This window comes from Corallococcus macrosporus (genome assembly GCF_017302985.1).
Lineage (GTDB): Bacteria > Myxococcota > Myxococcia > Myxococcales > Myxococcaceae > Corallococcus > Corallococcus macrosporus_A.
This window is the reverse complement of the sequence record NZ_JAFIMU010000007.1, coordinates 1,050,757-1,064,368: the sequence shown is the minus strand read 5'-3', so window position 1 is coordinate 1,064,368 and position 13,612 is coordinate 1,050,757. Positions and strand designations below refer to the sequence as shown.

12 protein-coding genes and 1 pseudogene are annotated in these 13,612 nt (G+C 71.9%); 4 read left to right on the top strand and 9 right to left on the bottom strand.

Annotated features, from left to right (window positions below; genetic code table 11):
* Positions 1-9: 9 nt before the first annotated feature.
* Together JYK02_RS16645 and JYK02_RS16640 are read left to right on the top strand one after the other, a co-directional pair.
* Complete coding sequence (locus JYK02_RS16645; protein ID WP_207052231.1) at positions 10-567, top strand: Uma2 family endonuclease; 558 nt, start codon at positions 10-12, stop codon at positions 565-567.
* Between the two features lie 94 nt (positions 568-661).
* Positions 662-1,840 (top strand): metallophosphoesterase, encoded by a 1,179-nt coding sequence (locus JYK02_RS16640; protein WP_207052230.1) that lies wholly within the window; start codon positions 662-664, stop codon positions 1,838-1,840.
* Here JYK02_RS16640 and JYK02_RS16635 read toward each other — a convergent pair.
* Positions 1,818-2,936, bottom strand: a complete 1,119-nt coding sequence (locus JYK02_RS16635; protein WP_207052228.1) for an alpha/beta fold hydrolase — start codon at positions 2,934-2,936, stop codon at positions 1,818-1,820. The genes JYK02_RS16640 and JYK02_RS16635 overlap by 23 nt on opposite strands.
* Positions 2,937-3,074: 138 nt before the next feature.
* Between JYK02_RS16635 and JYK02_RS40760 the strand changes: the two genes are divergently transcribed.
* Positions 3,075-5,462: a YfhO family protein gene (locus JYK02_RS40760; RefSeq protein ID WP_207052226.1), complete on the top strand. Its 2,388-nt coding sequence runs from the start codon at positions 3,075-3,077 to the stop codon at positions 5,460-5,462.
* Between the two features lie 92 nt (positions 5,463-5,554).
* Here the strand turns inward: JYK02_RS40760 and JYK02_RS16625 are convergent, their stop codons facing one another.
* The 6 genes from JYK02_RS16625 to JYK02_RS16600 all read right to left on the bottom strand — a co-directional run bounded on the left by JYK02_RS16625 (position 5,555) and on the right by JYK02_RS16600 (position 11,643).
* Positions 5,555-6,412, bottom strand: coding sequence for a hypothetical protein (locus JYK02_RS16625; RefSeq protein WP_207052225.1), 858 nt, complete (start codon positions 6,410-6,412; stop codon positions 5,555-5,557).
* Between the two features lie 135 nt (positions 6,413-6,547).
* The gene (locus JYK02_RS16620) at positions 6,548-7,438 is read right to left on the bottom strand and encodes a hypothetical protein (protein WP_207052223.1); all 891 of its coding nucleotides are present in this window, start codon (positions 7,436-7,438) and stop codon (positions 6,548-6,550) included.
* Positions 7,435-7,707, bottom strand: coding sequence for a hypothetical protein (locus tag JYK02_RS16615; protein ID WP_347402509.1), 273 nt, complete (start codon positions 7,705-7,707; stop codon positions 7,435-7,437). Before JYK02_RS16615 ends, JYK02_RS16620 begins: the two co-directional genes overlap by 4 nt.
* A 133-nt stretch (positions 7,708-7,840) precedes the next feature.
* Complete coding sequence (gene yhbY / locus JYK02_RS16610; RefSeq protein WP_207052221.1) at positions 7,841-8,197, bottom strand: ribosome assembly RNA-binding protein YhbY; 357 nt, start codon at positions 8,195-8,197, stop codon at positions 7,841-7,843.
* A gap of 30 nt (positions 8,198-8,227) precedes the next feature.
* Positions 8,228-10,723 carry a DnaJ domain-containing protein gene (locus JYK02_RS16605; protein ID WP_207052219.1) on the bottom strand — a complete coding sequence of 832 codons (2,496 nt, stop codon included), beginning with the start codon at positions 10,721-10,723 and terminating at the stop codon, positions 8,228-8,230.
* 107 nt (positions 10,724-10,830) lie between these two features.
* Positions 10,831-11,643: a hypothetical protein gene (locus JYK02_RS16600; protein ID WP_207052217.1), complete on the bottom strand. Its 813-nt coding sequence runs from the start codon at positions 11,641-11,643 to the stop codon at positions 10,831-10,833.
* A 108-nt stretch (positions 11,644-11,751) separates the two neighbouring features.
* Between JYK02_RS16600 and JYK02_RS16595 the strand changes: the two genes are divergently transcribed.
* Entirely contained in the window at positions 11,752-12,537 is a 786-nt protein-coding gene (locus JYK02_RS16595) for a TSUP family transporter (RefSeq protein WP_207052215.1), read from the top strand.
* 24 nt (positions 12,538-12,561) lie between these two features.
* Here the strand turns inward: JYK02_RS16595 and JYK02_RS16590 are convergent, their stop codons facing one another.
* Positions 12,562-13,083 (bottom strand): YfbM family protein, encoded by a 522-nt coding sequence (locus JYK02_RS16590; protein ID WP_207052213.1) that lies wholly within the window; start codon positions 13,081-13,083, stop codon positions 12,562-12,564.
* A 9-nt stretch (positions 13,084-13,092) separates the two neighbouring features.
* Positions 13,093-13,601 (bottom strand): annotated as a pseudogene (locus JYK02_RS40415) (biotin/lipoyl-containing protein).
* Between the last annotated feature and the right edge of the window lie 11 nt (positions 13,602-13,612).

Here is a 13,612-nt window from a genome sequence, read left to right as displayed (position 1 = left end):
GAGGGGGGCATGGAGAAGAAGCCCGCGACCACTGCGGATCTGGATGCCCTGCCTGAAACCAAGGTGGGCGAGATCATCAACGGAGAGCTGTACGTGAGCCCCCTGCTCACGCCACGGGACTCCTTCTTTGCGTTCTACGTGTTGGTGGAACTCATTCAGTTCTTCGACAAGGGAATGCGAGGGACTGGTGGTTGGCTCATCGTGCGAAAGGGCGAAGTGAACATTGGCGGCGACATCCTGGTTCCCGACCTTCTTGGATGGCGACGGGAGCGTGCGCCAAGGCTCTCAGAGCCTGATCCCTTCATTCCAACGCCTGATTGGGTGGGTGAGGTGCTGACGCCTGAAACGGAGGGACTTGATCGCGAACTGAAGATGCCTCTGTACGCGCGCGCGGGAATTCCGCACGTCTGGTTCCTCAAGAGGAAGTCCCGGATGCTGGAGTTGTTCCAACTCGATGCGGGACGCTATGTACAAAGGGCCATCCCCCTGGACTCTGAACCCGTGCGGGTCGAGCCCTTCGAAGCCTTGGCCCTGGATTGCTCCTATCTCTGGACGCGAGTGGGCTGAACAACACGTCCGCTTCCGGGCAACACATGGTGCGGGCGGGCGGGCGAGCACGGATTCAGGTGCGTGCGGGCTTGAGGCGCGGGAGGCTGGGCTCATGCCGTTGTCTCCGTTTTCGCTCCTCATCGCGCTGGGTGCCGTGCTCGGGCACCTGTACCTGTTCCGGCGGCTTGTCTGGAACCTCACGCCCCGCCGTGGGGTCCGGCTCTTCGCCGCGCTGGTGCTGGGCTTCATGACGGGGGTGCTCGTGGCCCGGCGGTACCTGCAACGCACGCTTCCGGAAGGCCCTGGCGACGTGGTGGAGCTGGTGTCCTATTCGTGGATGGGCGTGGCGCTGTGCCTGGTGCTCGCGCTCGCGGGGCTCGACCTGGGCCGGGCTGTGTTCGCGCTGGGACGCCGGCTCCGGCCTGCTCCCGCCGCGTCCTCCGCCCCTTCCGTGGATGCCGAGCGGCGGCGGTTCCTGTCGCAGGCGACCGCGGGTGGGGCGCTCGCGCTGGGTGGGGGCTTGGCGGGGTATGGGAGCTGGCGCGCGTTCACCGCTCCGGAGGTCACGGAGCTGGTGGTCCGCATTCCGAAGCTGCCCCGTTCACTGGAGGGCTTCAGCATCGTGCAGCTCACCGACCTGCACGTGGGCCCCTTCATCCAGCGGCGCTTCATGGACGAGTTGGTGCGGCGGGCCAATGCGCTCAAGCCGGACCTCGTCGCCATCACCGGCGACCTGGTGGATGGCACCGTGCCCCGGCTGGGCGGCTTCGTCGCGGCGCTCGGCAACCTTCAGGCTCGCTACGGGCGCTTCTTCGTCACCGGCAACCATGACTACTCGTCCGGCGCGGAGGCGTGGGTGGCCCACCTGGACTCGCTGGGCATTCCCTCGCTGCGCAACCGGCACGTGCGCATCGGAGACGCGGGCGGCGCGTTCGACCTGGTGGGCGTGGATGACTGGCACGGCGGCCGGCGCCTGGGACAGAAGGGCTATGACCTGGAGCAGGCGCTCGCGGGCCGTGACCCCGAGCGCGCCACGGTGCTGCTCGCGCACCAGCCCGCCAACTTCAAGGTGGCCGCGGAGCAGGGCGTGGACCTCCAGATTTCCGGCCACACCCACGGCGGCCAGCTCTTCCCCATGACGGCGCTCATCGGGCTGAGCTGGGAGCACTCCGCCGGCCACTACCGGCACGGCGACTCGCACATCTACGTCAGCCGGGGCTGCGGCTTCTGGGGACCCCCCATGCGGCTGGGCAGTCCCCCGGAGCTGGTCAAGCTGGTGCTGACTTCGTGAGGAACGCGTCCAGCGCGGCGTTGACCGCGTCCGGATGGTCCAACTGGATCCAGTGGCCCGCGCCCTCCACCACCTGGTGCGCCACGCCTTCTCCCAGCCGGTGGATGCTCCGCGGCGTGTCGTTGTCCGGCGCGACGAGCGAGAACTTCGGCCCCGGGTAGCGCGCGAGCGCGGCCGTCAAATCAAAGCGCAGGCTGGAGCGCTGCACCGCCGTCACGGCCGACAGGGGCGTGGCGTCCAGGTCCGCCAGCAGCCGCTCGCGCACGTCCGCGCGCTCCCCCGCCATCTGCGCCCAGTCCTGCCGCACCGCCTGCGCCACGTCCGGCGCGTCCAGCGAGGCGATGTACGCGGCCACCTGCTCCTCGGGATACCCGCGCGAGTCCGTCATCGGATCCACCAGGAACAGCCCCGCCACCTGCCGGGGATTCTCCCCCGCATACGCCAGCGCCACGCCCCCGCTGATGCTGTGCCCCACCAGCACGAAGCGCCGCAGCCCCAGCGCCCGCACGACCGCGGCGATGTCGCCTGTCAGCGACTCCAGCGTGAAGTCCTCCGGCTCCGGGTACGTGGAGCCGCCGTGGCCGCGCAGCTCCAGCGCGATGCCCCGGCGGCCCGAGCGGGCCAGGTGCTCCAGTTGCGCCTGCCAGTGGCCCGCAGTGCCCGCGAGTCCGTGCACGAAGACGACGGGCAGCGTCTTGCCTCCGCCGCCGGTGTCCACCAGCCGCAGGTCCCCCGCGGGCCCCGCCACGCGGAAGTCGTCGAAGCGGACGCGCTCGGGTTCGAAGGCCTGGCCTTGCGCGAAGGGGACCTCGTAGTGGGTGACGTGCAGGTCCCGGTCGATGAGGTAGCGGTCGTCCTCCGGGAAGAAGATGGCGCGCTCCGGCGTGTCGCCCGCGAAGCGCTTCACCGCGTCCATCGACTCCCAGAGGGTGACGAGGAGGAACTCCGCGCGCCCGTCCGCCACCTTGCGCAGGCAGTACGCGGCCAGGTTGCCTGGCGTGCGCCGGTAGTGCGTGAGGCCCGTCTGGTGGAGATAGGTGAGGTAGGCGTCGGCGTCCTCTGCCTTCGTCACCCCGCGCCAGGTGCGTGCGAGCATTCCAGGTTCCTCGTGCCGCCAAGTGTGGAGCCGGGCATGTAGCGCGCCCGGAGGGAGGCCGGCCACTCCGCGAACGGCCCGGCGTGGGCAGACGACACTTGGCTTGGGTGGGTGCGTCGCCGACGATGCCGGGCACACGTGGACGCGAACCCTGGCGCACCGATTCCCGATGCGGACCCCCGGCGGGTGGACGAAGCCCGCCCCGGCTGGCGCTGGATGCTCGGGGGGCTGGCGCTGGTGCTGCCTGCGCTCTTCTTCTTCCGGGCGACGTTCACGCGCGACATCTTCCTGGCGGGCGACACGCTGCGCGCCTTCTACCCGATGCGGGCCTACTGGGCCGCGCGCGTGTCGCGGGGCGAGTTCCCCGACTGGTTCCCCTACGACGGCTTCGGGCAGTCGTTCCCCGCCATCTTCATCTCCGGCGTGTTCCACCCCACGACGCTGCTGCACCTGGTGCTGCCCCTGGGCGCGGCGGTGAAGCTCACCGTGCTGCTGTGCTTCCCGGTCGCGCTGCTGGGCACGGTGGCGCTCCTGCGCGAGTGGGGCGTCCCCCGCGCGGGCGCGCTGTTCGGGGCGCTGACGTTCACCTTCAGCGGCTACCTGGTCTGCATCACGAACAACCCCACGTACCTGCTGCCCGCGAGCACCGTCCCCGCCGCGCTGTGGGGCGTGCTGTGCTTCGTGCGGCGACCCTCGGCGGCCCGGCTGACGGTGGGTGGGGTGCTGCTGGCGCTGGTCGCGTTCGGTGGGGATGCGCAGGCGTTCGCCGTCACGCAGGCGCTGGGTGTGCTGATCGCGCTGACGGAGCCCGTGACGGGGACGTGGGCGCGGCGCGTGGGGGCGTGCCTGCTGCTGGTGGCGACGGGCGGGCTGCTGGCCGCGCCTCAGTTGCTGCCCGCCGCGGCGCTGGTGGCGACGGGCGAGCCCGGGGCCCGGTCGCTCGTGGAGGCGCAGTACTTCTCCCTGCACCCGCTGCGGGTGGGGGAGCTGCTGCTGGGGCCGTTCCTGACGGATCCGGTCGGCGTGCGCGGCATCCCAGAGGTCGTCGTGCAGAAGCTCGTCCGCGTGGGGGGCTTCACACGCGCGTGGGTGGACTCGCTCTACGTGGGGACGCCCGCGTGCGTGCTGGCGCTGGCGGGCGCGGTTGCTTCGTGGCGGCAGCGGCGCACCTGGGTGTTCGTCGGCGCGTGGCTGTTGCTGCTGGCGCTGGTGCTCGGGTCGTCGCTGCCTGTGTATGGCTGGGTGTACCGGCTGCTGCCGCTGTGGCGGCCCTTCCGCTACCCGGAGAAGCTGGAGTCGTTCCTGGTGCTGGGGCTCGCGGTGGGGGCGGGGCTGGGCTGGCGGCGGTGTCTGGCGCCCGGGGGCGCTCCCCGCGCGGTCATCGTCGCGGGCATTGGCGTGGCGGCCTTCTGTGCGGCGGTCGTGCTGGGCGAAGCGGTGGGCGGGTTGTGGACGCGCGGCTGGGTGTTGCCGCACTGGCCGGACGCTCCCGCCGCGGCCATCGAGGGCCTGTCGAACAACGTGGTCCGCATGGCCGGAACGGCGGCGGGGCTCGCGTTGCTGTGCGCGGTCCTGGCGTGGCGTCCCCGGCTGGGCGTGGGGCTGGTGGTGCTCCAGGGCGCGGCGCTCTTCCTGGAGAACGGGCCGCTCTACCAGGTGTCCCCGGCGGAGATACTGGAGACGCCGCCTCCGTTCGCGGAGCGGATCCGCGCGTCCGCGCCACCGGAGGAGCCGGTGCGGGTGAACACGGTGGTGCGGGGCTACGGCGCGCCGCCCCTGGCCGGCTACGAGTTCAAGGACCGGCTGAGCCTGGGACAGGTGGCGGTGCTTGCGCCGGACACGTCGGTGTTCTGGGACATCGAGAGCGCGGGCAGCTACCTGCCGGGGCGGAGCACGCGCCTGCTGCGGTTGATGGCCGATACACGGCGCTGGTCGTTCGACCTGGCCCCGCGCCTGTCCACGCCCTTCACGGTGGCGCGCACCCGGGAGCTGACCGAGGGGCCGCCTCCTGGCTCACGCGTGCTGGTGGAGGAGTCGCTGTTCGGGATGACGCTGCTCGGGCATCCGCAGGCACCCGCGCGGATCCACCTGGCCCGGCCGGAGTGCGTGGCGACGTTCGATGAGGCGTTGAAGCGGATGACAGCGCCCCAGCCGCCAGCGTCCGGCACCGTCCTCGTGGAGTGCCCTGCGCCGTTGCCGCTGGAGGCCGCGTCCGGCACCGGGGGCGTGCGTGTGACACGCGAATCGCCGGAGCACTTCACGGTGGACCTGGAGGCCGCCGCGCCCTCGGTGCTGGTGATCAACGACGCGTACCTGCCCGGCTGGACCGCGACGCTGGATGGCGAGCCCGCGCCCATCCTCGCCGCCAACGTGGCGGTGCGCGCGGTGGCGGTGCCGGCGGGGAGCCATACGGTGGTGATGCGCTACCGCACGCCGGGGCTCGTTCCCGGGCTGTGGCTGGGGGCGCTCACGCTGGGCGCGCTGGGCTGCGCGGTGGTCGTGTCGCGGCGTCGGCTCCGGAGCTGAGCGCCGGAGCTTCCGGGCCGCTTCGCCGACGGCGCACCGCTCGAACCTGTCCGACTGTCGGACAGGTTTGGAGATGGGCGGCGGGAGGGGGCTCAGCGGGGCGCGGGCGTCGCGGTGCTCGGGGCGCCGAACGCCGGGGGCGAAGCGGTCATGACTCCCACGGAGTAGGTGCCGTCGTAGCTGTCCGGATCATCCGCCTTCTTCTGGAGGAGGATTCCCTCGGCCTGCGCCTCACCCCTGCTTCGCAGGGGCTGTTGGCCACAGGTATCCGCCGTCATTCCGCGGCAGACCCACGCGGAGCCTCCAGCGTTCACCACGTCGAGCGACACCAGGCCGGGCTCCGCTTCGAGCAGCCGGTGCGTCATGAACTGGAGCTTTTCGTCCCAGGGTGCGCCCACGTCGCGGCGCGCGTGGTAGTTGCCCACGAGCACGATGAAGGTGTCCTCTCGCGCCTGGCTTCGCGCCTGACGGAGCTGTTCCGCCATCGTGTTGTCGCGGTCCTTGCCTCCCGGGTCGAAGGCCACCACCCGCACCGGAAGCCCCGCGCGCCGCAACTCCCGCACGCGCTCGAGCAGTCCCCGCATCGCCTCGCTGCCGCGGCCGTCCTGCGCCTCGCGGTGCCAGAAGGGACTGTCGGGAGGCCCCTGGGTCTCGCCCGCAGTGAACGCGTCGAGGTGCGCCTGGTCCTCCACGGGCAACTCCAGCGCGAGCCGCACCGGTTGGCCGGAAACCGCCGCGTGACAGGCCAGCCTCGCCGCGAAGGCCGGCGCCTCCCGCGTGCCGTGGATCTCCCCCAGCACGACGAAGGCCGCGGGCTTGAGCACCGCCTCCATGCCGGCAATCACCGGACCGCAGTCCGCCTTTGCCTGCGCCGCGGGTGCTTCTCGCGCCGTCCGGCATCCGGCCAGCAGACAGGTAACCAACAGCAGGGACCGCGGGGAAGGTCGCATGGGCTTGGAGGCTCCTTGAAGGAAACGGGAAGCCCCAGTCTCTCCCAACCCTGCCAGCCCTGGAAAACATAACGGCCCGCTCCGGATGGGGAGCGGGCCGTGGCTTCGCGCGTCAGCTGGACGCGGTGGAACGGATCAGGCGGTGGGGAGGGCGACTTCGGTGCTCGCCGCGCGCTGGGATGCCATGAGCGCCGAGCGCTGCAACCACCCGGCGAGCCCCAGCATCGCGAGCCCCGAGGTGCGCAGCGTGCGCAGCAGCTCCACCGCCTCGGCGGGATTGCCGGGCAGCAGCGGCGCCAGCCACTCGCGCGCGTCGTAGAAGAGCCACACCGCGCCGGAGATGCCCATGGCCCACCACACCCAGGCGAGCCGCCCGCCTCGCAGCATGTACGCGACGCGGAGGATGGGCGCGACGAGCAGGATGGTCGTCATGTCCGCCAGCGTGGACGCCAGCGCGATGACCGCCGTGCACGTGGCCGCGAAGCCCTGGCCCAGCTGGCCCACCGCCTTGAAGAGCGCCGGCCCACCCACCGCCAGCGCCGCCACCGCCGCCACCGCCCACAGGAGCGTCGCGCGGGAGCTGGGCGGAGGCTGGAGGCCCGACTGCCGGTAGGTGCGCGACAGCAGCACCAGCGCGAACGTCGTGCACACGTTCGCCAACACCACCACGCCCATGCGCACGGGTAACAGCGGCGAGTCCGTGAACGGCACGTCCGGCACCGCGTGCATCCAGTAGCTGCGCAGGGCCGTGCTCACGAGCGACAGGACCGCGCCCGCCGTCAGCAGCCCCCACACGCGGCGCAGGTAGTCACCCGCGCCGAACGACAGCGCCGCCGCCGCCGTGCCCAGCACCGCGAGCAGGCCCACCGTCCAGCCCGCCACGTCACCCACGAGCGCCAGCCGGTGCGAGTCCTGGAAGGACGTGGCCACCGCGCCCAGGTGCACCAGTTGCAGCACCGCGACGGCGCCCAGCCAGGGCGCCACCTTCCTGGTCGCGCGACCCGAAGAGGGACGGGGGGCGTTCATCGCAGCTTCTCCATGGCCTTCGAAATCTCCGTGAGGGTGCTCGTCGTGCGCAGCGCGCCGATGAAGACGTTGAGCATGGGCTTGAGGCCCTCCAGCACCTGCGGCACGTCCTGCACGCCTACCTGTTCGGGTGGGCGCTTGAGGGCCCGCAGCGCGGCGGTGTGGATGGCCATCTTGGCGGTGAAGTCACCCAGCAAGGGCTCCAGGTGCTGCATCAGCACGTCGTGCCAGCCTGGAGCGGATGAAGGGGAGGACGAGGGTGTCTGCACGTCACCTCCGCGGGGGGAAGACCCCCAGCGTAGGGACATTTTCAACCCGGCACGAGGGCTCGGCTGCTCTCACCCCCGCACAAAATGCTTGGGCTGACCTGATTTCCCCGCGACCTCTGGAAAACGGTGCGGCTTAGCGGCGGCGCGGCTTCTTGTCTTCGTCCGTCTTGGGGGCCGGCCGGGGGTCGTGCGGACCCTTGAGGACGTCCTCGAAGCGGGACTTCTCCTTGCGGCGCTTGAAGAAGAGGGCGGTGCGGCCCAGGAGCTGCGCGAGCTCGGAGCCGGTGGCCTCGGCGATGCGGTCGGCGCCTTCGTGGCGGCCTTCCGGGCCTTCGTTGATCTTCACCTTGATGAGCTCGTGGTCGTTCAGCGCCTGCTCGACGGCGGCGATGACGCCCTCGGTGACGCCGGACGAGCCGACGATGACCACCGGCTCCAGGTGGTGGCCGAGGGCCCGCAGGTGGCGGCGTTCTTTCCCGGTGAGGGGCATGGGGGGTGTCTCCTTGAAAAGGCGCGCACCCTACTTCTTTTGCGACGCCATGCGGACCTCTCGCATCGCATCAATGTGGTCCGGCTGCAGCTCGACCGTCCGCTTGAAGTGCTTGAGGGCCCCGGCGGCGTCTCCGCACAGCTTGGCGATGACGCCCAGGAAGTAGTGGGCGGGGGCGCAGCGCTCGTTGCGCTTGATGGCGGCCTGGATTTCGCGGAAGGCCTCCGGCTGGGCGGCCTTCTTGTCGGGGGCGGCGAGGAAGCGCGCGTAGCCCCGCCAGGCGTAGAACTCCGGCTCCTCGCCGTTGAGGGCGATGGCCTCGTTGAGCATCTTCACGGCGTCCGGGTACTTGCGGGCCTTCACCAGGATGCAGGACTTCTGGAAGAGCTCCTCGGCCTGGAGGATGGACTGGACGTCCACGCCGCCGTCGGCGCCGCCGTTCTTGAGGTCCTCCAGGTAGGCCGCGCGGTTCTTGTCGTCGGAGAGGGCGCGGTAGGCGTCTCCGATGTACGCGAAGACCTCCGCCTTGAGCTTCTCCAGCTCCACCGGGGCGCCGGGGGGCAGGGTGTCCGGGTGGTAGAGCTTGGCCAGGCGGAAGTAGGCGATCTTCACCGCGCTGCCGTCGGTCTGTTCGGTGAGGCCGAGCCGCTGGAAGTGGTTCTGGCCCTTCATGGTCGCGGCGAGCTGGCGCAGCGCGGGCAGTTCGTCCGAACCGGGGGCGGAGGATGAGGCCGCTGGAGCGGCGACGACGGGCGGAGCGGGCCGTGCACCGGGGCCCGCCGTGGGAGCGGCTCCGGCGGGGGCGGTACCCGGAGGGCGCGGAGCCGCACCGGGGCCCGCTGCCGGAGCGGCGGGACGTGCGGCGCCGGGGCCCGCGACGGGAGCGGCACCCGTGGGAGGAGCCCCGGCGGGCCGGGGGGCGGCACCGGGTCCCGCGACGGGCGCACCGGGGCTGGCTCCGCGCGCACCCGGGCCCGCGACGGGCGCACCGGGTCCGGCCATCGGCGTGGCGCCCGGGCCTGCGACAGGTGCACCTGGGCCGGCCATCGGCGTGGCACCCGGGCCTGCGGAAGGCGCTCCAGGACCGGCCATGGGCCTGGCTCCAGGACCGGCGACGGGCGTACCTGCGGCACCGGGGCCCGCAGTGGGCGCTCCAGGACCCGCCATGGGCCTGGCTCCGGGACCCGCGGCGGGCGCACCGGGCGCGGCACCCGGGGGACGGGGCGCGGCGGTGGCCGTGGGGCCCGGAGGGGGCGGTGCCGCTGCCTGCGTTCGCGAGGCCGCGAACGAGACTCCGTTCAGCTCCTTCAACAGGAACGCCACGCGCAGCAGGTGCTCCGCGTCCTGCGGCACGTCCTGGAGCAGCTGCCCCAGCGACCGCACCCCGTCGATGAAGGAGAGCGCGCGCACCTCGTGCGGCGTCAGGCGCAGGTCGCTGGAGGGCACCCGGCCACCCGACTTCATGATGGGCATGGGCAGCACGTAGGTCAGCCGCCGCTTGAGGTCCGCCGTCGGCATGCGGCGCACCTGGTCGCTGAGCAGCGCCCAGCGGTTGCCCAGCGGCATCGCCTTCTGCGCCGGCAGGTCGCGCGCCTCGAAGGAGAACGTCCCGGACTCCGCGCGCAGCGCCTTGCCCAGGATGCCCAGCGCCCGCTGCGACAGCTGCGTGAACGCCGTCGCCGGCTGGAGCAGCCCCAGGCCGAACAGCGCCGCGAGCAGATCGCCCCCGAAGCGCTCCTTCGCGCCTTCCGCCTGCTGGAGCTGCTCCGCCGTCAGGAGCTTCGCCCCCATCAGCGACACGCCCAGCGCGTCCTCCGCGTGCGACGAGTCCACGAACTCCGGACTGCCCTTGCGGAAGTGGATGGACAGCGTGCGGTCCGGAAGCCCCAGCGTCAGCAGGCCCGTCTGCTCGCCCGCCGCGATGCGCCCGTACAGCTGCATGGGCGGGTACTGCTGGAGCTGCCCCTGCGGCGGCACCGTGTTGGTCCCGTCATCCGCTGGAGCCTGTGGAGCTTGGGGAGTCTGGGGCGCGGCCGGACGCGCCGCCGTGGCCGCGGGCGCTCCGGCGGGAGCCCCCGCTGGACGGGCCGCCACGACGGGAGGTCCCGGAGGCCGGGCGGCGGCGACCGGACGCCCCGCCGCGTCGACGGCGGGCCGCGCGGCTCCGGGCCCGGGGCCCCGCATCACGCCAGGGCCCGCCATGGGCACGGCTCCCGGACCGGCCATGGGCGCGGCTCCCGGACCGGGCGCGGCGCCAGGGCCGGGCGGCGGAGGAACGATGGCGGCGGGCGCGGACTGCACCAGCGAGGCGGGCGCGCCGTCTCCCCACAGCTCACGGGGGAACGCGTCCCGCACCTCCGGGAAGCGCCACGGGAAGGCGAACTGCAGACCATCGGTGGAGACCTGGAGCTTGCCCTGGATGGAGCCGCTGTCGATGAGCAGCTCGATGGTCGGACCCGTCAGCGGCCCCCACGTGGTGCCCCGATCGTTCCGCACCCAGTACTGCCGGACCTCGCCCTCCGCCATGTGCCGTCCTGCTCCCATTCCCTCTAGTGCCGGGAAGCCGAAATTTTATCGCCGCCCGGGCCCGCGTCCAAGCGGATGACCTCCCGCGAGCGGGCGGGCAGGCTGTTTCAGGGCGTGGCGCCCTCGATGGCCGCCAGGCCCACGCCGGCGAGACAGGCCGCGTCGGCCTGCTGCTCGGCGGGCGGGTCGAAGCAGTACACCTCGCTGTCGAAGACCTTGCAGAGGCCCGCCGGAGTCCCCGCGCACGCCACCTTGCCGTAGGCCGTGGTGCAGTTGTAGCCGCACACCGGGCCCATCTCGCTCGACTTGCACTGGGGCGCCGGTAGGCCCTTGCCCCACGCGCAGAGCGCCGCGGGCGACGGGTCGAAGCAGCTGAGGTTGCCGTTCTGCGCCTTGCACACGCCCATGGGCGTCTTCGCGCACCGCACGCCTTCAGAGGCGTTCACGCAGTTGAAGCCGCACGCCAGCTGGATGCCATTGCTGACGCATTGCGCGCGAGGCACCTGCCGGCCGAACACCGCGAACACCGCGGCGGGCGGGTCGAAGCACGTCACGTTGCCGCTCTGGCTGCGGCACACGCCCGCGGGCGTCTTCGCGCACTTCACCTTGCCGAAGTCGGTGACGCAGTTGTAGCCGCAGCCCACCACCCCATCGATGGTCTTGCACTCCGGCTCCGGCAGCCCGGCGCCATACGCCTTCACCACGTAGGCGGGCGGGTCGAAGCAGACGGCCTGCCCGTCGATGACCGTGCACTTGCCCTGGAGCGTCTGGGCGCACCGCACGCGCTGTCCATCCGACTTGCACCCGTAGCCACAGGACACGTGCCCATCGATGGAGCGGCACGTGGCGGTGGTCGCGTCGGGCGGCGAGGGCGGCGCGGCGAGCGTCAGCGCCAGCACGGTCATCAGGGTCGCGAGCATGGACCGCATTGACCCCCAAGCTTCAGCGCGACGCAAGCAACCGGCCAGGACGGCGCGCCGTCCGGGTGATAAGCGGGCGCCACCCGCGGCGAGGAGGCGGGCCCCACCGTGGACCTGGACGTCAGCGCGTTGAAGCTGGTGCTGCTGTGTGTCGCCGCGCTGAGCGCGGGCTTCGTGGACGCCATCGCGGGGGGCGGCGGGCTCATCACCCTGCCGGCGCTCCTGACGGCGGGCCTGCCCGCGCACGTGGCGCTGGGCACCAACAAGGGGCAGTCCGTGTTCGGCTCGGGCGCGGCGCTGGTGCGCTTCGCGCGCGCGGGCCTCGTGGACGGCAAGCTGGCCAAGGTGACGTTCCCCTTCGGCCTGATGGGCGCGTTCGGCGGCGCGGCGCTGGTGCTGCTGCTCAAGCCGGAGGTGCTCAAGCCGCTGGTGCTGGTGCTGCTCATCGCGGTGGCGGTGTTCCTCGCCTTCCGCCGCACGCCGCCGAAGCGCGACGGCGTGGAGCCCTCGCCCCGGCCGCGCGCGCAGGCCATCGGCGCGCTCATCGCGCTGGCCATCGGCACCTATGACGGCTTCTTCGGCCCGGGCACGGGCACGTTCCTCATCGTGGCGTTCTCGTCGCTCCTGGGCCACGGGCTGGCGCGCGCGTCCGCGGACGCGAAGGTGGTGAACTTCGCCTCCAACCTGGCGTCGGTGACGCTGTTCGCGCTGCGCGGCGTGGTGCTGTGGAAGGTGGCGCTGCCCATGGCCGCGGCGCAGTTCACCGGCGCGTGGCTGGGCGCGCACGTGGCGGTGAAGGGCGGCGACAAGCTGGTGCGCGGGGTGGTGCTGGGCGTCGTGGCCGCGCTGGTGCTGAAGCTGGGGCGCGACGTGTGGCTGGGTTGGGCGGCCTGAAGCAGGCGCGCCCGTCCGGCTTCTTCAACCGATGTGCACGAGCAGGCAGAGGCCCCGCTTCGCCACGGCGGCGGTGAACTTCTGGAGCTCCACGAAGTAGGAGAGCAGCTCCTCCAGCGGATCCACGTCCTCCGCCGGCTCCTCCTCGTCCCAGGTGCCGGGGTAGATGTCCTCGGCCTGGAGCCGCGCCGGGTCGAAGCGCTTGCGCAGATCCTCCACGGAGGCCTTCTTCAGCGCCTCCGCCAGCGCCTTCACGGCGGCCGCGTCGAACACGCGCGCGGTGCCCTCATCCGACGGGATGTCGCCCACGTCCTCGCCGCCGCGCACGAGGAAGTCCAGGGGCGGCTTGCCCTCCCACGCCGTGCCGGTGAGCAGGTACTGGAGGCCGTGCCACGCCTCGCCGATGTCCAGCTCCAGGAACGCCGCGCCCTTCGCGTCGCCGAAGTCCTCCTCGTCCTCCAGGAAGGGCTCCAGCGCCTGGGGGGCCTTCAGCAGGGCCTGGCGCTGCGTGTCCGTGGTGCTGCGCAGCGTGCAGAGCATCTCCATGGGGTCCGCCTACTCCACGACGATGAGCTTGGCGTTGTTCTCCACGGCGGTGCCTTCCTTGGCGAAGACCTCCGTGACCTTGCCGGCCTTGGGGCTCTTGAGCTCGTTCTCCATCTTCATGGCCTCCACGACCACGAGCCCCTGGCCCTCCTTCACCTCGTCGCCACCTTGACCAGCACCTTCACCACCTTGCCGGGCATGGGCGCGAGGATGAGCTGGCGGCCCTCCACGGAGAAGCTGCCCGCGGCCGCGCGCATGCGCAGCTTGCGCTCGTCCGCCACGTCGGTGCGGTTCACCTGCCCGCGCACCAGCGTGCCAATCTCGTCGCCGTTCTCCTCGAACTCGACGTTGTACGACTGGCCGTCCACCAGGAGCGACAGCGTGCCCTGGTCCACGGAGAGCGCGTCCACCTGGAACGTCTTGCCGTTCACCGTGAGCCGGTAGCGGTCCTGACCCAGCGACTCCAGGTCCACCGGCACCGCTTCCTTCTGTCCCTGCTGCTTCGTGAAGTAACGCATGGAGGAAAGGT

Coding starts and splice junctions, on each gene's coding strand:
- JYK02_RS16645 (WP_207052231.1), top strand. CDS start 10: ATGGAGAAGAAGCCCGCGACCACTGCGGATCTGGATGCCCTGCCTGAA.
- JYK02_RS16640 (WP_207052230.1), top strand. CDS start 662: ATGCCGTTGTCTCCGTTTTCGCTCCTCATCGCGCTGGGTGCCGTGCTC.
- JYK02_RS16635 (WP_207052228.1), bottom strand. CDS start 2,936: ATGCTCGCACGCACCTGGCGCGGGGTGACGAAGGCAGAGGACGCCGAC.
- JYK02_RS16625 (WP_207052225.1), bottom strand. CDS start 6,412: ATGCGACCTTCCCCGCGGTCCCTGCTGTTGGTTACCTGTCTGCTGGCC.
- JYK02_RS16620 (WP_207052223.1), bottom strand. CDS start 7,438: ATGAACGCCCCCCGTCCCTCTTCGGGTCGCGCGACCAGGAAGGTGGCG.
- yhbY (WP_207052221.1), bottom strand. CDS start 8,197: ATGCCCCTCACCGGGAAAGAACGCCGCCACCTGCGGGCCCTCGGCCAC.
- JYK02_RS16605 (WP_207052219.1), bottom strand. CDS start 10,723: ATGGCGGAGGGCGAGGTCCGGCAGTACTGGGTGCGGAACGATCGGGGC.
- JYK02_RS16600 (WP_207052217.1), bottom strand. CDS start 11,643: ATGCTCGCGACCCTGATGACCGTGCTGGCGCTGACGCTCGCCGCGCCG.
- JYK02_RS16590 (WP_207052213.1), bottom strand. CDS start 13,083: ATGGAGATGCTCTGCACGCTGCGCAGCACCACGGACACGCAGCGCCAG.